Raw genomic sequence first — 20866 nt, 5'->3', positions numbered from 1 at the left:
CGGCCCGAACACCCAGATCGGATGCCGAAGACCACGACCCTCAGTGGGATGCGCCCACCCGGTCAGCGGACCGTGCTGCCGTCCTCCGGGTCCTGGCGGGCCTCCTGGGCCCAGCTCCTCAGGGTGCTGAGCAGCACGGTCCCGGCCTCGGCGGGCGCCAGGGAACCGGTACCGTCCAGGCTCTCCAGGTGCAGCTCGATCCGGGCCAGGTCGCCCTGCTCGAAGCGGGCGCTGAGATCGCAGAGGGCCAGCAGGCCCGGCGCCACCTCCACCAGGACCGTGGAGGCGTGCAGCTCCTTGGGCATCTCCAGGCTCCAGACCGGCACGCTCCGGGCACCGAAGCGCAGGGCGATGGGCTCCGCGTGGGTCTGCGGCGAAGGGCCCGCCAGGTACAGCAACCGCTCAGCCCGCCCCAGCAGCAGGGCCTGGGAATAGGGGGTTCCCTGGCTCCGGTCTGCTTCCAGCCGCCAGCCGCCCATGCGGGGCTTCTTCACGCGGTTGTGGCTGGTGGTGCCCTCGGTGGCCACGAGGCGGAACCGCGTCTCCAGCGGCGCGGCCTCGCCGCGCAGCCACATCTGCATGCGGTACCGGAGCCCTTCCTGTGCCGCCGCGGGAAGGGAGAGAGCCAGAAGGAGCGCCAATCGGATCAAGGAACCACCATCCTCACCTTCGAGCATGCCATCTCATGCGATCCTGGGCCATGCCGCTCTGCTTCGACCTCGACGGAACCCTGGGCCACTTCAGTTCCGGGTTCGTGCTGCTGAGGGAGGCCCTGGGCGATCTCTGGGGCGCGCCGCCCAGCGCGGAGGACCTGGGCCGCTGCTCGGGCTCCACCGACTGGGAGATTGTGGACGAGCTCCACCGGATGCGCTTCGGCCGGGGGCTGGACGAACCCGGCTACGAGGCCTACCAGACCGCCTGCGTGGCCCGCTTCCGGGCCGTTTTCGCGCCAGGGGGACGGGAGGCCGTGGCCTATGTCGGCATCCTCGCCGCCCTGCACCGCCTGGCGGAGCGCCACGCCGTCTGGGTGGTCTCGGGCAACGCCCCGGACCTGCTGGCCTTCAAGGCCGACGCCCTGGGCATCGACCCGGCCATCCCCCGCCTGGGCTCCCTGCCCCGCCATGACCGCGCGGACCTGCTGAAGCGCGCCCTTCGGGACTGCCCCGGCCCCCACCTCTACGTGGGAGACCGCCCCCATGACCTGGCGGCCGCCCAGGCCGCGGGCCTGCCCTTCCTGGGCGTGGGGCCCGCCGTACCGGGCAACCACACCAGCCTTTCTCCGGATGCCGCGCCCGAGCAGGTCATCGCGTCCGTGACCGGGCAGATGAGGACCTGAAGTCCGGAGGTTCACTGGGCCCGGGGCGGGCGCGAGGCTTCCCCAGCCCAGCGGGGGGCCACGTCACCGCCCCTGGAGCGCCTCGTCCAGGGCCCGCTTGGCCATGCCTTCGCCATAGCCCGACCAGCGCTTCACCACCCGGCCCTCGCGGTCGATGATGAAGGTGGTGGGTATGCCGCGGATCTCGCCCAGGGGTTCCAGCCCCCCCCTTCCGTCGGGCACGTAGGCCTTGAGCCCCAGCTGGGGATTTTTGGAGAGGAAGGGCGTCACGTCGGCCCAGCCGTTCCGGTCCACCGAGATGGGCAGCACCACGTAGCGGTCACCACCGGCCTTCTGGAGCTCCGCCACTTCCGGCAGGGACTTGCGGCAGGGCGGGCACCAGGTGGCCCACACGTCCACCACCACGACCTTGCCCTTGTAGTCGGCCACGGTGTGCCGCGTTCCCTCGGGGTCCAGGAAGGCCACCCGGCTGACATCCGCGCCCGCGGTGGCGCCATCCCCGCGCAGGGTCCTGAAGCCCATCACCCCGGCCAGCAGCAGGCCGCCGCCCACCAGGGCCACCGCGGCGACCATGCGCCAGCGCGATTCGGGAACGTAGGCCTCGGACATGGGAACTCCCGCCAGCAAGTCTTCAGGTTAATGTCCCGCTCCGGGACTTCATACTGGTTCGATGCCGCTGATCTCCGCTTCCGACCTCCGCGACCGCTTCGCCTCGATCCGCCTGCTGGACGCCCGCCAGGATCCCGCCGACTACGCCTCCGGCCACCTGCCTGGAGCCTTCCACGCGGACCTGAACCGCCACCTCAGCACCGCCTGCGATCCAGGCCACGACCCCGCGCAGGGCGGGCGCCATCCCCTGCCGCCCCTGGCGCGCTTCGCCGCCCAGGTCGGCGCATGGGGCATCGGACCGGACACCGAGGTGGTGGCCTACGACGCCGCGGGCGGGAGCAACGCCGCCGCCCGCCTCTGGTGGATGCTGCGGGCGCTGGGCCATGAGCGGGTCGCCGTGCTCGACGGGGGACTCCAGGCGGCGCTGGGAGCCGGCCTGGTCTTGACGGCCGAACCTGCTGCCCTCGCGCCTCGGTCCCCCTATCCGGCGGACCGCTGGCGCCTTCCCCTCGCGGATGCGGAGGCGGTGGAAACCCTCCGACACGATCCCTCCCGCAGGCTGATGGACGCCCGCTCCCCCGAACGCTGGCGCGGCGAGAACGAAACCCTCGATCCCGTCCCCGGCCGCATCCCCGGCTCGGTGAACCTCTACTGGGCCGACAACCTCGGACCTGACGGCCGCTTCAGGTCTCCGGAGGCCCTGCGGGTCCAGTACGAGGCGGCCCTGGGCGGCGTGTCGCCGGACCGCCTGGCCATCCACTGCGGCAGCGGCGTCACCGCCTGCCACAACCTGCTGGCCATGGAAGTGGCGGGTCTGCGCGGGGCCGCCCTCTACGTGGGGAGCTGGAGCGAGTGGTGCCGGTCTCCCCGGGAGAAAAGCGGACTCACGAAGAGCACGAAGTAAAGGAGGCATGGCCGCGAAGAAAGTCCGACGCCACCCGCTCCAGCTGCCCCAATCTCCTTCGTGCTCTTGATTCATGTCTTGGTGCCCTTCGTGGAGATCCTTAGATCCATGAACCCTTGGAAAGGCCTCCGGGGCCTCCCCCGCGAAGTGTGGCTGGTCTGCGCCAGCACGCTGGTGAACCGGCTGGGCACCATGGCCCTGCCCTTCCTGGTGCTCTACCTCACGGAGGCCCGCCGCTGGACGCCGGAGCAGGCGGCCTTCGGCATGATGGTCTATGGCACCGGCGCGCTGACGGCGGGCCCCTTCGCGGGCCGGCTGGCGGATCGCCTGGGCCACGTCCGGGTGCTGAAGGCCAGCCTCTGGATCTCCGGCGCGCTGATGCTGGTGCTGCCTTTCGCGGGTGCGCGCCCCCTCCTCTTCGTGCTCATCTTCCTCTGGGCGGCCTTCACTCAGGCCTTCTGGCCCAGCGCCATGGCCCTGCTGGCGGACCTCGCCGCGCCGGAGCAGCGCAAGGCCGTCTACGCCCTGCACCGGCTTTCCGTGAACCTGGGGATGGCCGTGGGTCCGGCGCTGGGCGGCGTCATCGCCCACCACAGCTACACCTGGGTGTTCTGGACCGACGGCCTCAGCACCCTGGCCGGCGCCGTGCTGCTGGGCCTGCTGTTCACCGCGGCCCCGCGTCCCGCCGCGCCCCAGGGGCATGCGCCGGGCGCGAGTCCGTGGCGGGACCGCCGCCTGGCCTACCTGCTGCTGCCCTTCATCCCCATGCTGATGGTGTTCTTCCAGATCGAGGGCACGCTGCCGCTCTGGGTGGTGCGCGACCTGGGCCTGGGCAGCCGCTTCTACGGCCTGCTGTTCACGGTGAACACGCTGCTCATCGTGGCCCTGGAGGTGGCCCTCAACCTGGCCATGGCCCGCTGGTCCCACGGGCGGCAGCTCTTTCTGGGCTCGCTGTTCCTCGCCTTCGGCTTCGGCCTCACGGCATGGGCCACGGGACACGCCACGCTGATCCTCACCACGATGATCTGGACCTTCGGCGAGATGACCCTTTTCCCCGCCATGAGCGACGCCGTGGCCACGCTGGCGCCGCCGGACCGGCGAGGCGAGTACATGGGCCTGCTCTCGCTCTGCTTCGCCATCGGCCTGGCCCTGGGCCCCTGGCTGGGCGTACTGGCTTATGCCAAGGCCGGACCGCGGGCCCTGTGGATCGCCACCTTCGGCGTCTCCCTCGCCGCCGGCCTGATGCTGGCGAGGTTCCGGACGCCGGCGGCCCAGAAGGCGCCTGGACCGACCGGCTAGAATGGTCTCCAGCGGGAAGGCAGCGGGATTCGGGAGGCGCCCATGGGGGTTCTCGAATTGCTCAAGGAAGCCCTGGTGGCCACGGCGCGGAACAAGCTCCGGGCCATCCTGACCATGCTCGGAATCATCATCGGCGTGGGCGCCGTCATCGCGATGATCGGCATCGGCGAGGGTTCCAAGCGGGCCTCTGTCGCGATCATCCGGAACATGGGCTCCAACATGCTGACCATCTTCCCGGGAGCCCCCGGCACCCACACCCACCATGGGCCGCAGGCCATGGGCAGCGGCGAGATCCTCAAGGAGGACGATGCCGCGCTGATCCAGACGGAGCTGCAGGACTCCAGCGTGCGGGCCGCGACGCCCCAGGTCCAGACCACGCGTCCGGTGATCTACCAGAACGCCACCTTCATCACCCACGTCCAGGGGACCGGGCCCGAGTTCCAGACCATCCGTGCCTGGGAACTGGAGGCCGGACGCTTCTTCACCGAGGGCGAAGTGAGGGGCCAGGCCCTGGTCTGCGTCATCGGCCAGACCGTCAAGGCCACCCTCTTCCCGTACGGGGATGATCCGCTGGGGCAGACCATCCGTGTCGGCACGCTCCCCTTCCAGGTCGTCGGCCTGCTGGAGCGCAAGGGCGCGGGCATGTGGGGCGACCAGGACGACCTCGTCGTGGCCCCCTACACGACGGTGATGCGCAAGGTCATGGGACGGACCACCATCCAGCGGATCGTGGTCAGCGCGCACGAAGGCGAGACGGGCCTCGCCGAGGCGGAGATCACCGCCCTGCTCCGGCAGCACCTGAAGGTGCCCCTCAGCCAGGTGACGCCCTTCAACATCCGGAAGCAGGACGAGATGGTCCAGGCCATGGAGCGGCAGGCCAGCATCCTGACGGCCCTACTCGCGGTCGCCGCGAGCATCTCCCTGGTGGTCGGAGGCATCGGCATCTCGAACATCATGCTGGTGAGCGTGACCGAGCGGACCCGGGAGATCGGCATGCGCCGGGCCGTGGGCGCCACGAGACGGGCCATCCTCTGGCAGTTCCTCTCCGAGACCGTGGCCCTCGCGGGGCTTGGCGGAATCCTCGGCGTCGCGCTCGCCTTCGTGGCCATCGCCCTGCTGGCCCGCCTGCAGGTCCCGGCAGTCACCGAGGGATGGGCCATCCTGCTGGGGCTGGCGTTCAGCGGCGGGGTCGGCCTCGTGGCGGGCCTCCTGCCTGCGCTGAAAGCCGCCCGGCTGGACGTGATCGATGCGCTGCGCTATGAGTAGCTCCTAGAGGGCGTCCGTCGACTTCATCCGCTGCCGGAGGACGTACTTCTGGATCTTGCCCGTGGAGGTCTTGGGGATGGGGCCGAAGACCACCATGGGCGGCACCTTGAAGCGCGCCAGGTGGGCCCGGCAGTGGGCGATGATGTCCCCCTCCTTCGCCGTGGCGCCGTCCTTCAGCTCCACGAAGGCGCAGGGAACTTCGCCCCACTTGGGGTCGGGCTTGGCCACGATGGCGGCCACCAGTACGTCGGGGTGGCGGTAGAGCACGTCCTCCACCTCCAGCGAGGAGATGTTCTCCCCGCCCGAGATGATGATGTCCTTGCTGCGGTCCTTGATCTTCACGTAGCCGTCGGGCTCCAGCACCGCCAGGTCCCCGGTGTGGAACCAGCCGCCGGCGAAAGCCTCCTCCGTGGCCGCGGGGTTCTTGAGGTAGCCCTTCATGACGATGTTGCCGCGGAACATGATCTCGCCCATGGTCTGGCCGTCGGCGGGCACCGGCGTCATCGTGGCCGGGTCCATCACCGTCATGGCCTCCTCCATCAGGTAGGGGATGCCCTGGCGCCCGTTCAGCCGGGCGCGCTCCGCAATGGGCAGGGACTCCCAGGCCTCCTGCTTCGCGCAGACGGCGGCGGGGCCGTAGGTCTCGGTGAGGCCGTAGACGTGGGTGATGCTCACGCCCAGCTTCTCCATGCCCTCGATGATGGCCGCCGGCGGCGCGGCTCCGGCGATGAGCGCCGACACCGGATGCCCCAGTCCTTCGGGGATGAGATGGGCGGAGTTGATCAGCATGCCGTGGACCACCGGAGCCCCGCAGAAGTGGGTGACGCCGTGGCGCTGGATCAGCTCGAAGATGGTTTTCGGCTCCACCTGCCGCAGGCAGACGTTGACGCCTGAGAGGGCGGCCACGGTCCAGGGGAAGCACCAGCCGTTGCAGTGGAACATGGGCAGGGTCCACAGGTAGACCGAGTGGGGCGGCATGTTCCAGCTGAGGATGTTGGCCACGGCGTTGAGGTAGGCGCCCCGGTGGTGGTAGACCACGCCCTTGGGGTTCCCCGTGGTGCCCGAGGTGTAGTTGAGGGAGATGGCGTCCCACTCGTCCGCCGGCAGCTGCCACTCGAAGTCCGGATCGCCCTCCCGGATGAGCTGCTCGTACTCGAGGCTGCCCAGCAGGTCGCCCTTGGCCGCCGGATCATCCACGTCCACCACGAGGATCTCCTGGCCCTCCAGCAGCTCCAGGGCGCGGCGGATGGTCGGGGCGAAGTCCCGGTCCGTCAGCAGCACCTTGGCAGCACCGTGCCTGAGCATGAAGGCGATGGATTCCGCGTCGAGGCGCGTGTTGAGCGTGTTGAGCACCGCCCCGGCCATGGGCACGCCGAAGTGGGCCTCGAACATGGCCGGCACGTTGGGGAGCATCGCGGCCACCGTATCGCCGGGCTTCACGCCGCGGCGGGCCAGGGCCGAGGCCAGTCGGCGGCAGCGGGCGTAGGTCTCGGACCAGGTGAGCGTCCGATCCCCGTGGATCACGGCCAGCTTCCGCGGGAAGACCATGGCGGCGCGGGCCATGAAGGTGAGCGGGGACAGGGGGACGTGGTTGGCCGCATTTTCGTCTAGTCCCGTGGCGAAGGGGCTCTGGCCCATGGCGTCCTCCGTGGTGCAGATGGGTGATGGGATGTGGAAAGGTCTGATCCAGCCTACCTCTGGGAAAGACGGCTTCACAACGCCATCCCTTGTCGCCCGTTGCTCCTCTCTGGATACGCCGTCACTCACGCGGAAAGAGTCTCATCATCACTTGGCTTTCCTGGCTGCCGACGATTGAACCTGCCCCAGAGCCCCTTGCAACCGGCGCCCGCCGACACGGTTCCCGATCCCTCGGTTCTCGCCTGCTGGGCCGGAGTCCCATCGTGCCTCGTGATGATATGCTCGAAGGCTCCCAATCCCAGCGAGGCTATGTGATTCCAGTTCTGAGAACCTTCTGTGCCGTCCTGGCCATGACTGTCCTGATGGGATGTGGTGGAGGAGGAGGGGGATCCTCTCAGGCCCCAGGCCCCACAAATGCCTCCATCACCGACATGGGAGATCGCCAGACCCTCTATCTCTCGTGGATCCGCCCAGCCCAGGGCGCGGACAGCTATCAGATCGAGCAGAGCGTGGGAGGCGGTTCCTTCACGGTCCTCAAGACCGTCTCGGGTGCCAATTCCGATTCATTCATCTCAACCTCGTCCTATCCGGACGATGGCCAGATCAACTTCCGGGTCTGCGGCATCAGCGGCTCGGATCGCACCGCCTACTCCAATGTGGCCTCTTTCCGCATGTGGGTCCGTGCCCCCGGGAATGTCAACGCCTGGGCGGGACAGGATCAGGCGGCGGATGGGACCATCGCGAACAAGGTCGAGCTCACCTGGACCCGGAACGCCCTCACCTCCACTGGCGTTCGCATCGACCGGATCGTCAGCGGCAGCGGAACCACGACCGTGGCCACCCTCTCACCGGGATCCACGTTCTGGCGGGACATGGCCCCGGTCGAGGGAAGCAGCACCACCTACACGGTGACCAACCTCTGCGGCACCGCGGCCAGCGACCCGGCCTGGTCCAACGGCCTGATCGTGCCGATCATCCCGCCCGTGATCGCCTCCGTGGTGCCCTCGGGCGGCACCCTCACCCTGACCTGGAGCAAGTCCGGCGCGCCCGCGGACCAGATGGCCGTCCTCTTCAAGACGGGGCTCGACAGCACCTACCTCGACAGCTACTCGACCCTCGCCACCTTGGCAGGGGACGCCACCACCTACACGGCTGCCGGTCTTCCCGCAGGCTACCTCTCCATCCGCGTGAAGGCCTTCAAGGATGGCCAGTCCGGCGTCTCCAAAGCCTGGAGCTACGCCCCTGCCCCGACCGTGCCTGGCACCTCCTTCGGCATCACCAGCTGGTCCTTCCCCTCCGCCAACATCTTCGCCCTCTCATCCTCCGGGCGCTGCCTCGCCCAGGAAACGCTTCTGAGCCCGCCCCGGGTGTTCGAGGTGGAGAACGGCACCTACGCGTCGAACTTCACGCCGCAAGGTGGCGATTCGATCGCATCGGCCGCGGCCTTCGATGGCAGCCAGGAACCACACTTCTTCCTCTGGCGCCCCTCCTCGAGTGTGTCGGGCCAGTGGGACCTCCTGCACCTCCGGCGACAGGGAACGGCCTGGTCCTCCGAGCCTACGGGCCGGAGCACCACCACGCCCAGCATGGGTGTGGCCCTCATGGACGCTTCGAACAACCTCCACTTCATCTACGCCGCGGGTTCCACCTATCAGCACCTCACCAACGCGTCGGGCAGCTGGGTCTTCTCCGATACCGGCCTTGCGTCCGGAGGCAGTGCGCCCTGGGCCGCCTCCCTCGACGGCACCGGGCTGGTCCGCGTCTTCGCGGGCAGCACCACGGCTGGAACCATTGCGGGTCGCGTGGCGGCACGCAGCGCCGGAGGCAATTGGACCATCGAGACCGTGGCGATCGCCTTCCAGTCGAATCGCACCTCCAGTGGGGACATGGTCGCCCTGCCCAATGGCCGCCTGGGCCTGGCGGCCCTGATCGCCAACGCGGCCTCGACCACCGAGTGCTGGTGGTTCGAGCGCGAGACGGACGGCACCTGGAGCGTCGGCCAGAAGCTGGGCACCTACGGGTCGATCTACTCGGGCGCCGCCTTCATGCTCGCGGCCTCGCCGGACGCTTCCCGGGCCGCGGTCTTCCTGAACGACTCGCTCTTCCTCCGCGATGCCGCCGGCACCTGGACCAGTGGGACCTTCTGCCCCATCGGCTACCAGACTGGCCCCCTGACCCTCGCCTTCACCACCCAGAACAAGCTGAAGGTCCTCTGCAAGGGCGGATCCGCAGGCTACTACTTCCTCCAACCCTACCTCCTCTATGAGGAGCAGTAGGCATCTGCCCCCTGCGAATGGGCTGTCTCGCAAGAAGGGCCGGATCAGCTCGATCCGGCCCTCTTTGAATCCGCGTAAAAAGGCCTACGCCAGCACGGCCTCGAGCTGGTCCACGGCCCAGTCGATCTGCTCCTTCGTGATGACGAGGGGGGGCGCCAGGCGGATGGTGTCCACGTGGGTGTCCTTGCAGAGCATGCCACGGTCCTTGAGCAGGTAGCAGTACTTGCGGGCGCCGCCGGCTTCGGGCTTGAGCTGCACGCCAGCCCAGAGGCCGATGACGCGGACCTCCTTGAGCTTGTCGGTCTTCATACCCTTGAGGCGGGATTCCAGGTGCCTGCCCAGCTCGGCGGTCTTCTCCACGAGCTTCTCGTCCACCAGGACATCCAGCGCGGCGCTGGCCACGGCGCAGGCCAGGGGGTTGCCGCCGTAGGTGCTGCCGTGGATGCCGGGGGTGAAGACGTCCATCACCTCGTCATTGGCCAGGAAGGCGCTCACGGGGTAGTAGCCGCCGCTGAGGGCCTTGCCGATGGTGACGCCGTCGGGGCGGATGTCCTCGTGCTCGAAGGCGAAGAGCTTGCCCGTGCGGCCCAGGCCGGACTGGATCTCGTCCAGCACCAGGAGCAGGTTGTTCTGGTCCGCCACCTCGCGCAGGCCCTTGAGGAAGCCCTTGGGCGGAATGATGACGCCGCCCTCGCCCTGGATGGGCTCCATGAAGATGGCGCAGGTGTTCTTGTTGACGGCCTTCTTCACCGCCTCCAGATCGCCGTAGGGCACGATGACGAAGCCCGGCGTGAAGGGGCCGAAGCGGCTGGTGCTGTCGGGATCGGTGCTGAAGCCCACGATGGTGGTGGTGCGGCCGTGGAAGTTGCCGTCGGCCACGATGATCTCGGCCTTGCCGTACTCGATGCCCTTCTTGTCGTAGCCCCACTTGCGCATGGCCTTCAGCGCCGTCTCGACCGCCTCGGCGCCGCTGTTCATCATCAGGGCCTTCTGGAAGCCCGTCAGCTTGCAGAGCTTCTCGAGCAGCGGCGGGAACTGGTCGTTGCGGAAGGCGCGGCTGGTCAGCGCCAGGGTCTTCACCTGGGCGATCATGGCCTCGCCGATCTTCGGGTGGTTGTGGCCCTGGTTCACGGCGGAGTAGGCGGCGAGGAAGTCCATGTACTTCTTGCCGTCCACGTCCGTGAGGAAGACGCCCTCGCCCTTGGTGCAGACCACGTCCAGCGGGTGGTAGTTGTGGGCGCCGAACTGGTTCTCCTGCTGGATCAGGGCTTCGGATTTGGTGAGGGTGGCCATGGGACCTCCGGATGGGAAACGGAAAAAAGGCTCGAATGGAAAGGAATCATTCTAATCCCCGCCCCCGGCCCCGCCAGGATTCCGGCAGCGCCTTGACGAAGTGTCATTCCCGGAATGGCCCGGCCCCACTTTCTGTCGATGCGGCCTGTAGCCATCGCAAGAAGAGGTGGGACAATGCGGTCTTCTATCCTGCCGCCATGCCCCGGAGACTCCCATGACCGAGCAGCCCTCCTCCCTGTACGGCACCCAGCCCGAGCCGCCCCGACCCCAGGCGCCGGGTCTGATCGATCAGATCGCCGGCGTGTTCACGGCCCCCGTGGAGCTCTTCCAGCGCCTCAACAAGGCCCCCAGCTGGGGCTGGGCCCTGGGCGCCATCATCGTCGTCAGCCTGGTGGTGGCCGTGATCTGGGGCCTGAAGGTGGATGTGGACGAGATGCTGCGGCCCATCCTGGAGCGGAACCCCCAGGTCCAGTCCGCCCAGATCGACACGATCATCGAGATGCAGAAGAAGTTCATCATGCCCTTCGGCATCCTGGGTGCCCTGTTCGGCACCCCCGCGGTGCTGGCCGTGCTGGGCCTCTTCTACTGGCTGGTGGGCAAGGCCATGCCCCAGGATGAGAGCCCCACCTACCTACAGGCCTTCAGCGCCGCGGTGGTGCCCGGCCTGGTGAAGCTGCCCCTCATGCTCCTCATCGCCGCGATCTGCCTGATGCGGCCCATCGGCGGCCTCACGCCCGATCGGGTCGCGCCGACGTCTCTGGGCTACTTCCTGCGCCCCGAGAGCCTGCGCCTCCAGGCCGCCCTCTTCAATGTGGAGCTGTTCCGGTTGGCCGAAGCGGTCCTGGCCTTCCTGGCGCTCCGCTACCTGGTCCGCATGAAGACCGCCGGCGCCCTGATCTGCGTGCTGCTGCCCTTGCTCCTCTCCCTCGGCTTCGGTCTGATGAGGGCCCAGTAGATGGCCTCCAGGAACACCAAGCTCCTCCTCGGCGGTGGTGCCGCCCTCATGGTCCTGATCGTCCTGGGCCTCGCCTTCGGCGGCGCCCGGGACGAGGACAGCGCCTATTCCTGGGACGCCATCGGCCGCGGAGACATCCGCGAGACCATCAGTGCCAGCGGCGAAATCCGCGCCAAGACCCAGATCAACATCGGCACGTCCGTGGCCGGGGAGATCAAGGCCATCCACGTGAAGGACGGCCAGGACGTGAAGGCCGGCGACCTGCTCGTGACCATCGACCAGGAGCGCCTGAAGCAGGGCATGGTCCAGGCCCAGGCCGGCCTGGAGGCCGCCCGCCAGGACGCCTTCCGCCTGGAGGCCGCCATGAAGCGCTCCGTGGACAGCTTCCCCCGCTACGAGGCCCTGCGACGGGACGGCCTCATGTCCGACGAGGACTTCCGCCAGCAGAAGCTCGCGAAGGAGAGCGCTGTCCTCTCCTACAACAGCGCCCGGGCCGCGGTGCTCCAGAGCGAGGCCAACCTGAAGGGCATGCAGGACGGCCTGTCCAAGGCCACGCTGCGCGCCCCCATCACGGGCCGCGTCACAAGCCTCAAGGCCGAGAAGGGCGAGACGGCCATCCCCGGCATGAGCAACCTGCCCGGCGCCACGCTCATGATCATCTCCGACATGAGCGAGATGCAGGCGGAGATCAAGGTCAACGAAAGCGAGGTCGTCCGCACCAAGGTGGGCCAGACCGCCCAGGTGACGGTGGAATCGCTGCCCGGCAAGCTCTTCCAGGGCTCGGTCATCGAGGTGGCCACGGGCACCGAGAAGACGGGAACCGACGCCAACCTCTACAAGGTGAAGGTGGCGCTCCAGGGCCGCCGCGAAGACCTGGACAACCTGCGGCCCGGCATGAGCGCCCGCGCCGTCATCCTCACCCACGAGGTCAAGGGCGTCCTGCGCGTGCCCCTCCAGGCCGTACTGGAGCGGGAAGGCAGCCTGGAGGAGGCCCAGAAACAGGGCCTCCTGGCCCCGGCGTCGCGCAACATCGTGATGGTGTTCAAGAACGGGAAGGCCGAGGAGCGTACCGTGCAGGTGGGCATCGCCAACACCCAGTTCTTCGAGCTGAAGGAGGGCCTGGCCGAGGGCGACAAGGTGCTCACGGGCCCCATCCGCAAGCTGAAGGAGCTGAAGGACAAGGCCTCCGTGAGCCTGCGGGTCAGGTCCGACAGCGAGCTGGCGAAGACCAAGGACACGAAGAAATAATGGACGTCCGCGAACCCCTCTCCGCCGCCATCCGGGCCCTCAAAGCCAACAAGCTGCGCTCGGCGCTCACGACGCTGGGCATCATCATCGGCGTGGCCGCGGTCATCGTGGTGGTGAGCCTCGTCCAGGGCCTCAAGACCAGCGTGCTCAAGCAGGTGGAGCGGGCCGGCAGCCAGACCATCTTCATCCGCCCCGTCTTCCCCATGGACATGCCCTTCGCCGAGTACACGAAGATCAAGAACAAGGACATGACCCTGGACGAGATGCGCCGGCTGGCCCGCTCCGTGCCGCAGATCACCCAGGTGACGCCTCTCTTCTTCAACGGCACCGAGGTGAAGGCCGATGGCCGCAGCGCCAACGTCAACCTGATCATGACCGACGAGACCTACCTGGAGCTGAACAGCATCGCCCTCGTGGCGGGCCGAAACTTCGTCCCCTCGGACCTGCGCCTGGGCAACAAGGTGGCCATCATCGGCCCCCGGGTCATCGAGAAGCTGGGCCTCAAGGGCAACCCCCTGGGCAAGATCATCAGCACACCGACCCTCAGCCTCGAGATCATCGGCGTGCTGGAGGAGCAGGGCGCCCAGCTGGGCAACGACCCGGACCAGAACATCCTCATCCCCCTCACCACCGGCATGGCCCAGCTCACGGAGGCCCAGCGGCGGCAGCTCTTCTTCCAGGCCCGGGTGGATCCCCGCCTCAGTGCCGACGACGGCGCGGAACTGGTGGAGGAGTCCCTGCGCCGCATCAAGGGCCTGCGCGGCGCCGAGCCCAGCGGCTTCAAGGTCTTCAGCCCCAAGCAAATCACCGGCATCATCAGCGGCATCACCGGCACCATCACCGCCGTGGCCGGAGGCATGGTCTCCATCGCCCTGCTGGTGGGCGGCATCGGCATCATGAACATCATGCTGGTGAGCGTCACCGAGCGCACCCGCGAGATCGGCGTGCGCAAGGCCGTGGGCGCCAAGCGCCGGGACGTGATGCTGCAGTTCCTCATCGAGGCCGCCTTCCTCTGCATCCTCGGCGGCGCCCTCGGCGTGGGCCTGGGCTTCATCCTGGGCGCCGCCATCGGCAAGGCCCTGCTGGGCACCATGGGTTCGGTCCCCGTCTGGGCCCTCGTGAGCGCCCTGGCCGTGCCCGCCGGCATCGGCCTCCTCTTCGGCCTCTACCCCGCCGCCAAGGCCAGCAAGCTGGATCCCATCGAGGCGCTCCGCTATGAGTAGCTCCGCGCCTCTGGATCCCGCGGCTCCGCCGACAACCCCCAGATCGGACACGCCCCCGGCGTGTCCTCCCGCTCGCCTTCGGCTCACGGATGGGGCCCCGTCCCATCGAGGCGCTCCGGTATGAGTAGCTCCGCGCCTCTGGATCCCGCGGCTCCGCCGACAACCCCCAGATCGGACGCGCCCCCGGCGTGTCCTCCCGCTCGCCTTCGGCTCACGGATGGGGCCCCGTCCCATCGAGGCGCTGAGGTACGAGTGAAACCCCTGGCCGTCCTCTTATTCCTGCTCCCATGGATCCTGGCAGGCGCGGTCCCGTCCGGGCTGCGCGAGGGGGACATCCTCTTCCAGACCTCCCGTTCCTCGCAGAGCCGGGCCATCCAGCTGGCCACCCATTCCCGGTACAGCCACATGGGGATCCTCTTCCGGGAAGGGCGGCGGTGGCTGGTGTACGAGGCCGTCCAGCCCGTGAAGCGGACGCCCCTCCAGGCGTGGATCGACCGGGGGGTCGGGGGCCATGTGGTGGTCAAGCGCCTGAAGGATCGCGACCGGCGGCTGACGCCCGAGGTGCTGGGCCGGATGCGATCCGTCGGCGCGCATTTCCTCGGCCATCCCTATGACCTGACCTTCGAGTGGTCGGATAATCGGCTCTACTGTTCCGAGCTGGTCTGGAAGATCTACCGGGATGGTGCGGGCATCGAGCTGGGTGCCCTTCAGACGCTACGCGAGTTCGATCTGTCACACCCGGCGGTGCGCGCCAAGCTCCGGGAGCGCTACAAGGGCCAACCCCCGTTGGATGAGCCCGTGATCTCCCCCCAGCGCATGTCCGAGTGTCCGGATCTGGAGACCGTGGCCACCCGGTGAGCCGTCCGCCCCTTGGCCGATCCGTCCCGGCCGCTAGACTGGAGGTCCGTCTCGATCGGAGTTCCATATGTCGAAGGTTGTGCGCATTGCCAATGGGCAGGGTTTCTGGGGGGACAGCATCGACGCCCCGGTGCGGCTGGTGGAGGCGGGGGAGATCGACTACCTCACGCTGGACTACCTCGCGGAAGTGACCCTCTCCATCATGCAGAAGCAGCGACGGAAGGACCCGCAGCTGGGCTACGCCACGGATTTCGTGGACCTCATGAAGCGGGTGCTGCCCCAGCTCAAGGCCAAGGGCATCCGCGTGGTGGCCAACGCCGGCGGCGTGAACCCCGAGGCCTGCCGCGCAGCGGTGCTGGAGGTGGCGCGGAAGCTCGGCGTGAAGGGCGTGAAGATCGCCACGGTCACCGGCGACGACGTGCTGGCGCGGCTCCCTGAGTTCCGGGCCCAGGGGCTGAAGCTGGCCAACATGGACACGGGCGAGGGCCTCTTCGACGCCCCCCGGGAGATCCTCAGCGCCAACGTCTACCTCCAGACGCAAGCCATGGTGGAGGCCCTCGACACCGGCGCGGACATCGTGCTCACGGGCCGCTGCACGGACCCCGGCCTCACCCTGGCGCCCCTCATCCATGAGTTCGGGTGGTCCGCCGACGACTGGAACCGCCTCGCCGCGGGCACCGTGGCCGGCCACATCCTGGAGTGCGGGGCCCAGAGCACCGGCGGGAACTTCACCCGCTGGTGGGAGGTGCCCGAGCTCTGGAACGTGGGATACCCCATCGCCGAGGTCTCGGAGGACGGCACCTTCGTCATCACCAAGCACGCGGGAACCGGGGGCATGGTCACCGTGGACACCGTCAGCGAGCAGCTGGTCTACGAGATGGGCGATCCCCAGAACTACATCACGCCGGATGTGGTGGCGGACTTCACCAGCATCCGCCTGGAGCAGGCTGGTCCGGACCGGGTGCGCGTCTTCGGCGTGACCGGCAAGCCCCGCACGCCCTTTCTCAAGGTGAGCGGCGCCTACCTCAAGGGCTACAAGGCCTCGGGCCAGCTGACCCTGTGCGGCCCCCGCGCCCTGGAGAAGGCCCGGCTCTGCGCCGACATCGTCTGGAAGCGCCTGGAGGCGGCGGGCTTCGTCTACGAGCACACGGACGCGGAGTTCCTGGGCGCGAGCACGGTCCACGCGGGCATCGCCCCCGCCCCGGAGGATCCTGCCGAGATCGTCCTGCGCCTGAGCGTAAAGGACCTGGATCGGAAAAAAGTGGAGCGCTTCGGCCGCGAGATCGCACCCCTGGTCACCGCCGGCCCCGCGGGCGTCACCGGCTTCGCCGGGGGCCGGCCCAAGGCCCAGGAGATCGTGGCCTACTGGCCGGCCCTGCTGCCCCGGGAGCTGGTTCAGTGGAAGGTGAGCGTCGAGGCGGTCTGAGGGCTCAACCGCGGGACCTCTCCCGGGGTCCATTCTCCAGCCTTCTTGCAAGTCCGTGGTTCATCGCACATCTTTGTTCCCACAGGTTCACGGAGCCGCCATGCGCCTACTCCCCTCCTTCCTCCTCGGCTCTCTCGGCCTGCTCGCCCTTATGGGCTGCTCGGGATCCGACTCCAACGGAGGCCCCTCGTCCGGCTACCTGGTGAATGCCATCGCCGTGGCGGACATCGATGCCAATGGGCAGCCCGACATCCTCGGCCTGGTCTCCACAGACCTGGGCGGCGTGCCCACCCAGGGCTATGTGTCGACCCGCCTCCAGGGGCCCGCTGGCACCTTTGTCCTCCCCACCCGCTTCGGCGTCGGCACCGAGCCGGCCAACCTGGTGGTGACGGACGTGGACGGGGACGGCCGGCCCGATCTCGTGGTGGCCAATGCGACGGACCAGACCGTGAGCGTGCGGCTCGCCGATCCCGCCAAACCCGGGTTCTTCCTGCCCGCCGTCCTGCTCGCCACGCCTGGCCGCACGCCTCTGGACGTGGCGGTGGGTGACCTGGACGGCGACGGCAGGATGGACATCGCAGTGGCGGCCAGCGGCGCCAACAACGTCATGGTCTTCCTGCAGGGGTCCACCTCGGGGACCTTCCTCGCCCCCGTCACCTTCCCCGTGGGCGGCGATCCCCAGGCGGTCACCGTGGCAGATCTGGATGGCGACGGCCGGTCGGACATCGCCATCGCCACGGCCGCGAACACCGTATCTGTCCTTTGCCAGATCCAGTTCTCCCCGACCTTCGTCGCCCAGAGCGCTGTGGACTACGCCACCGGCGTCCAGCCTGTGGCCATCAAGGCGGCGGACCTGGACGGCGATGGCAAGCTGGACCTGCTCACCGCCAACTGGGGCGCCGCCACCAGCCCGGACACCCAGGGCCTGAGCGTCCTGCTGCAGGGAGCGACGGCCGGCACCTTCCAGGCGCCCGTCCACTACGCCACCGGCTACCGCTCCGCCGCCCTGACCGTGGGCGACCTCAACGGGGACGGCAAGGTGGACGTGGTGGTGGCCAACGCCGGGCTGCCGGGCGACCCCGGCAGTGTCTCCGCCTTCCTGCAGGATCCGGCGACCGCCGGGGCCCTGCTGACGCCCACGAACTACCGGGGCGCCTGGGGCCCCATGGGCGTGGCCCTCGGCGACATGAACGGGGACGGTCTCCCGGACCTGGTGCTGGCGGACGGCGACATCGTGGTGCGCTTCAACAACGCGGCCGCTCCCGGGACCTTCGGTCCCCCGCAGTTCTTCTACAACTGACACGATAAGGCCCCGGAAACCGGGGCCTTATTTTGTCGTGTAAGGAAAGCACAGGCCCGGCCCTGCCGGGCCTGTGCGCGGGGGCCCGGGGGTGTGCGCGCCAGCGCGACCTCAGATCCTCGCAACGCTCGCGTTGCGAGGAGAACCCCCGGACAGCATCACCCGAGGTGGACGCTGATCTTGCGGGGCCGCACCTCGGGACGCTTCGGCACCATGAGGGTGAGCACGCCGTTGCGGAGCTCGGCCACCACCTTCTCGCCCTCCACGTCCTCCGGGAGGGTGAACGTGCGGCTGAAGCGGCCGTGGCTGCGTTCGGCGAGATGGATGCGCTCCCCTTCCTTCACGGCCTCCTCATCACGCTTGCCGGCGACGGTGAGGCGGGTGCCTTCGAGGCTGATCTCCAGGTCCGCTTCGAGGATGCCGGGCAGGTCCGCCTTGAACTGGTAGGCATCCGGGGTTTCCTTCACGTCGAAGCTCGGCATGAAAGCGGCGGCCGGGGCGCCGAGGTCGTAGTCCCGGAGCGGGTCCCAGCGCATGAAGTCCCGCATGAAGCGGAAGGGTTCCAGAGAGGCGGCCGTAGCCGGCAGCGCCTGGGGGTTGCGGGTGCGAAGGATGGTCATGAGTTCCTCCTATGAACGTGGATCCGCCGGTCCATGTGCCTGAGACGCAGGCCATGATGGCGTTACCGAATAAAATCTTAGTGCATATTAATCACGTGTCAAGCGTTTGGCCTGAAAAATCATAAACACTCGATTACAAAGGGTTGACCTGCACGCGGAAGTGGATAGATTGGGTTCCGCCCTGGAGGTCCCATGCGCCGGAACGCCCTCATCCTCGGCTTGCTGTCCGCGGGCCTGCTCGCCGGTTGGTGCGGGCACGCCCTCACGCCCAGCCTCTCCAAGCCCCGGCCTGTGGAGGCGCGGGGGGCCCTCTACGAGTGGGAGAAGATCCAGGTCCAGCGGTTCAAGGAGGCGGCGCCCAGCGTCGTCTACATCACCACCACCGAGGAGCGGGCCCGGGACTTCTTCGGGCTCGAGGTGGTGGAGGTTCCCGCAGGATCCGGCACGGGCTTCATCTGGGATGCCGAAGGGCATGTGGTGACGAACTTCCACGTGATCCAGGGCGCGGCCCGGGCCTTCATCACGCTGGCGGACGGCAGCCGCCACGAGGCCGCCTACGTGGGAGGCGCCCCGGACAAGGATCTGGCCGTGCTCCTCATGACGAAGACCCCGCCCAAGCTGCGGCCCATTCCCCTGGGCACCAGCGCCGACCTCCAGGTGGGCCAGGCCGTGCTCGCCATCGGCAACCCCTTCGGCCTGGACCAGACGCTGACTACCGGCGTGGTGTCGGCCCTGGGCCGGGAGATCCAGAGCGTCACCCAGCGCCGCATCTCCGGCGTCATCCAGACCGACGCCGCCATCAACCCAGGCAACAGCGGCGGGCCGCTGCTGGACAGCGCTGGCCGGCTCGTGGGCGTGAACACGGCCATCCAGAGCCCCAGCGGCGCCAGCGCTGGCATCGGCTTCGCAGTGCCCGTGGATACCGTGAACCGCGTCGTCCCGCAACTCATCGCCCGCGGGAAGCTGGAGCGGGCGGACCTGGGCTTCGAGCCCGTGGCACCCCGCCTCGTGGAACGCGCCTTCGGCCCCCAGAAGGGCGTGATGGTGGGGAAGGTCTACCGCGGCGGGCCCGCCGCCCGGGCCGGCCTCCAGGGCGTGGGCGCCGAGGGCCGCCGGGTCCTTCCCGGCGACCTCATCCAGGCCGTGAACGGCAAGGCCGTCGAGGACTGGGATTCCCTGCTGGACGCCGTCGAGGCCCTGCCCCTGGGCGGCTCCGCCCAGCTGGACATCCAGCGCGAAGGCCGGCGGATGCGCGTGCCCATCCGACTGGAGGCGGCGCGGTAGCTGGCGTCTTCAGCGGCCGTTCTCAAGCGCCTCGGCGATCCGCTTGGTGTGCATCACCGAGCTGCGGATGAGGGCCAATGGCTCCTCGGGATCCCGATCGTCCACACAGCCCGGGCGGGCCGTCCAGTCGAGCTCGAAGGCCAGCTCCACCTCGCCCCCCGGCGAGACCTGGAGCTCGTTCACCACCGTCCCGTCGTAGACCGGGTGGTCCAGCAAGGTGAAGGTGACGGTCCGCCTGCGGGAATCCGCGGTGATGCGCTCCCGGAAGGCCACGCCTCCGGGCAGCACCAGCTGCCGCACCACCCCCGAGACACCCCGCTCCAGGATCTCGGCGTCCAGCGCATCCTCGATGTAGCGCTGGGGATGCTCCATCTTGTCCAGGAGGACCGCCCACACGGTCTCGGGCGAGGCGTCAACGCGGCTGGTGACCCGGTACCTGGGCATGGCATCCCCGGAAGGGACCCCAGGCTACGCCCACCGGTCTTCCCGTGCCAGGGCCTGCCGGATCTCAGCCCTGGATCCACACGGGCTCGAGACCCAGCAGCTTCTCCACGGCCTCGCGGCCCCGGGGTCCGGGATCGACGGTGAAGTCGTTGACCCAGGCGTTCACGTAGCGGCCAATCATCTCGCGGTCCATGCCGCGGCCGAAGGACTGGCTGTAGTCCACGCTCTCCCAGTGGCGCGCGCGGGCCATCTCGACGCTCCTGCGCATGAGCACGGCGAAGCGCTGCTTCACCTCCGCAGGCAGGTCGCGCCGGATGGCGTTGCCGCCCATGGGCAGGGGCAGGTCGTAAGCGTGCTTCCACCAGGCCCCCAGATCCACCACCAGGCGCAAGCCGGCGTCGTGGTACATCAGCTGGCTCTCGTGGATGAGCAGGCCCGCCTGGAAGCGGCCCTCGGCCACGGCGGGCAGGATCTGGTCGAAGGGTACCAGCTCGACCTTGGGTTCGAAGCCCAGGGACTTGCACCAGATCCGCATGGCCAGGTAGGCGCTGGTGCGCCGGCCCGGAATGGCGATGGTGAGCCCCTTCAGCCCTGCGGGATCCATGGGCTTCCCGCTCACCACCAGAGGTCCCGTGCCCTCCTGGATGCTGGAGCCGGCCGTCAGCAGGTCGTAGCGGCCCAGGAGCTCCGGGTAGGCGCCGAAGCTGATGGCCGTGACGTCGTAGCGGCTCTCCGTCGCCTCGGCATTGAGCGTCTCGATGTCCTTGCGGACGAAGGTGATCTCGAAGTCTTCCGGATCCAGCCACCCCAGGGCCAGGGGAGCCATCATGTAGGCATCGTCGGAATCCGGGCTGTGGGCGATGGTGAACTTCATGGCGTCTCCGGCA

The 20866-nt window shown here is 68.7% G+C and carries 19 protein-coding genes; 12 read left to right on the top strand and 7 right to left on the bottom strand.

Annotated features, from left to right (window positions below; translation table 11 throughout):
* Positions 1 to 62: 62 nt before the first annotated feature.
* Entirely contained in the window at positions 63 to 677 is a 615-nt protein-coding gene (locus tag MLJ35_RS09895) for a hypothetical protein (RefSeq protein WP_243384219.1), read from the bottom strand.
* Between the two features lie 8 nt (positions 678 to 685).
* On the opposite strand from MLJ35_RS09895, the gene MLJ35_RS09890 reads away from it, so the two are divergent.
* A complete protein-coding gene (locus MLJ35_RS09890; protein ID WP_243384218.1) occupies positions 686 to 1336 on the top strand; it encodes an HAD family hydrolase in 651 nt (216 codons plus the stop codon).
* Positions 1337 to 1399: 63 nt separating this feature from the next.
* On the opposite strand, the gene MLJ35_RS09885 is transcribed toward MLJ35_RS09890, so the two are convergent.
* Positions 1400 to 1945 (bottom strand): TlpA family protein disulfide reductase, encoded by a 546-nt coding sequence (locus MLJ35_RS09885; protein WP_243384217.1) that lies wholly within the window; start codon positions 1943 to 1945, stop codon positions 1400 to 1402.
* Positions 1946 to 2006: 61 nt separating this feature from the next.
* Here MLJ35_RS09885 and MLJ35_RS09880 point away from each other — a divergent pair, with 61 nt between their 5' ends.
* From MLJ35_RS09880 to MLJ35_RS09870, 3 genes are all read left to right on the top strand, one after another.
* The gene (locus MLJ35_RS09880) at positions 2007 to 2849 is read left to right on the top strand and encodes a sulfurtransferase (RefSeq protein ID WP_243384216.1); all 843 of its coding nucleotides are present in this window, start codon (positions 2007 to 2009) and stop codon (positions 2847 to 2849) included.
* A 108-nt stretch (positions 2850 to 2957) separates the two neighbouring features.
* Positions 2958 to 4148 (top strand): MDR family MFS transporter, encoded by a 1191-nt coding sequence (locus MLJ35_RS09875; RefSeq protein ID WP_243384215.1) that lies wholly within the window; start codon positions 2958 to 2960, stop codon positions 4146 to 4148.
* Between the two features lie 42 nt (positions 4149 to 4190).
* Positions 4191 to 5414, top strand: coding sequence for an ABC transporter permease (locus MLJ35_RS09870; RefSeq protein ID WP_243384214.1), 1224 nt, complete (start codon positions 4191 to 4193; stop codon positions 5412 to 5414).
* A 3-nt stretch (positions 5415 to 5417) separates the two neighbouring features.
* Here the strand turns inward: MLJ35_RS09870 and MLJ35_RS09865 are convergent, their stop codons facing one another.
* A complete protein-coding gene (locus MLJ35_RS09865) occupies positions 5418 to 7052 on the bottom strand; it encodes an acyl-CoA synthetase (RefSeq protein WP_243384213.1) in 1635 nt (544 codons plus the stop codon).
* 431 nt (positions 7053 to 7483) lie between these two features.
* On the opposite strand from MLJ35_RS09865, the gene MLJ35_RS09860 reads away from it, so the two are divergent.
* A complete protein-coding gene (locus MLJ35_RS09860) occupies positions 7484 to 9328 on the top strand; it encodes a hypothetical protein (RefSeq protein WP_243384212.1) in 1845 nt (614 codons plus the stop codon).
* 84 nt (positions 9329 to 9412) lie between these two features.
* Here MLJ35_RS09860 and rocD read toward each other — a convergent pair whose 3' ends face one another.
* Positions 9413 to 10621 (bottom strand): ornithine--oxo-acid transaminase, encoded by a 1209-nt coding sequence (rocD, locus tag MLJ35_RS09855; protein WP_243384211.1) that lies wholly within the window; start codon positions 10619 to 10621, stop codon positions 9413 to 9415.
* A gap of 214 nt (positions 10622 to 10835) precedes the next feature.
* On the opposite strand from rocD, the gene MLJ35_RS09850 reads away from it, so the two are divergent.
* The 6 genes from MLJ35_RS09850 (at position 10836) to MLJ35_RS09825 (ending at position 17631) form a co-directional block, all read left to right on the top strand.
* Positions 10836 to 11576, top strand: coding sequence for a YIP1 family protein (locus MLJ35_RS09850; protein ID WP_243384210.1), 741 nt, complete (start codon positions 10836 to 10838; stop codon positions 11574 to 11576).
* Positions 11577 to 12824 carry an efflux RND transporter periplasmic adaptor subunit gene (locus MLJ35_RS09845; protein WP_243384209.1) on the top strand — a complete coding sequence of 416 codons (1248 nt, stop codon included), beginning with the start codon at positions 11577 to 11579 and terminating at the stop codon, positions 12822 to 12824. It abuts the gene before it with no gap.
* Positions 12824 to 14047: an ABC transporter permease gene (locus tag MLJ35_RS09840; RefSeq protein WP_243384208.1), complete on the top strand. Its 1224-nt coding sequence runs from the start codon at positions 12824 to 12826 to the stop codon at positions 14045 to 14047. Before MLJ35_RS09845 ends, MLJ35_RS09840 begins: the two co-directional genes overlap by 1 nt.
* Positions 14048 to 14299: 252 nt before the next feature.
* A complete protein-coding gene (locus tag MLJ35_RS09835) occupies positions 14300 to 14905 on the top strand; it encodes a YiiX family permuted papain-like enzyme (protein ID WP_243384207.1) in 606 nt (201 codons plus the stop codon).
* 67 nt (positions 14906 to 14972) lie between these two features.
* Complete coding sequence (locus MLJ35_RS09830; protein WP_243384206.1) at positions 14973 to 16331, top strand: acyclic terpene utilization AtuA family protein; 1359 nt, start codon at positions 14973 to 14975, stop codon at positions 16329 to 16331.
* 100 nt (positions 16332 to 16431) lie between these two features.
* Positions 16432 to 17631: an FG-GAP repeat domain-containing protein gene (locus MLJ35_RS09825; RefSeq protein ID WP_243384205.1), complete on the top strand. Its 1200-nt coding sequence runs from the start codon at positions 16432 to 16434 to the stop codon at positions 17629 to 17631.
* 158 nt (positions 17632 to 17789) lie between these two features.
* On the opposite strand, the gene MLJ35_RS09820 is transcribed toward MLJ35_RS09825, so the two are convergent.
* Positions 17790 to 18251, bottom strand: a complete 462-nt coding sequence (locus MLJ35_RS09820) for an Hsp20/alpha crystallin family protein (protein WP_243324867.1) — start codon at positions 18249 to 18251, stop codon at positions 17790 to 17792.
* A gap of 192 nt (positions 18252 to 18443) precedes the next feature.
* Here MLJ35_RS09820 and MLJ35_RS09815 point away from each other — a divergent pair, with 192 nt between their 5' ends.
* Positions 18444 to 19535, top strand: a complete 1092-nt coding sequence (locus MLJ35_RS09815; RefSeq protein ID WP_243384204.1) for a S1C family serine protease — start codon at positions 18444 to 18446, stop codon at positions 19533 to 19535.
* A gap of 9 nt (positions 19536 to 19544) precedes the next feature.
* On the opposite strand, the gene MLJ35_RS09810 is transcribed toward MLJ35_RS09815, so the two are convergent.
* Together MLJ35_RS09810 and MLJ35_RS09805 are read right to left on the bottom strand one after the other, a co-directional pair.
* Entirely contained in the window at positions 19545 to 19979 is a 435-nt protein-coding gene (locus tag MLJ35_RS09810; protein WP_243384203.1) for an AtaL-like protein, read from the bottom strand.
* Positions 19980 to 20043: 64 nt separating this feature from the next.
* Positions 20044 to 20853 (bottom strand): MqnA/MqnD/SBP family protein, encoded by an 810-nt coding sequence (locus tag MLJ35_RS09805; RefSeq protein WP_243384202.1) that lies wholly within the window; start codon positions 20851 to 20853, stop codon positions 20044 to 20046.
* Between the last annotated feature and the right edge of the window lie 13 nt (positions 20854 to 20866).

It is taken from the genome of Geothrix alkalitolerans, from assembly GCF_022808885.1.
In the GTDB taxonomy this organism is placed as follows: Bacteria; Acidobacteriota; Holophagae; order Holophagales; family Holophagaceae; genus Geothrix; species Geothrix alkalitolerans.
The sequence above is the reverse complement of the archived record's forward strand: the minus strand, read 5'-3'. Positions and strand labels throughout refer to the sequence as shown.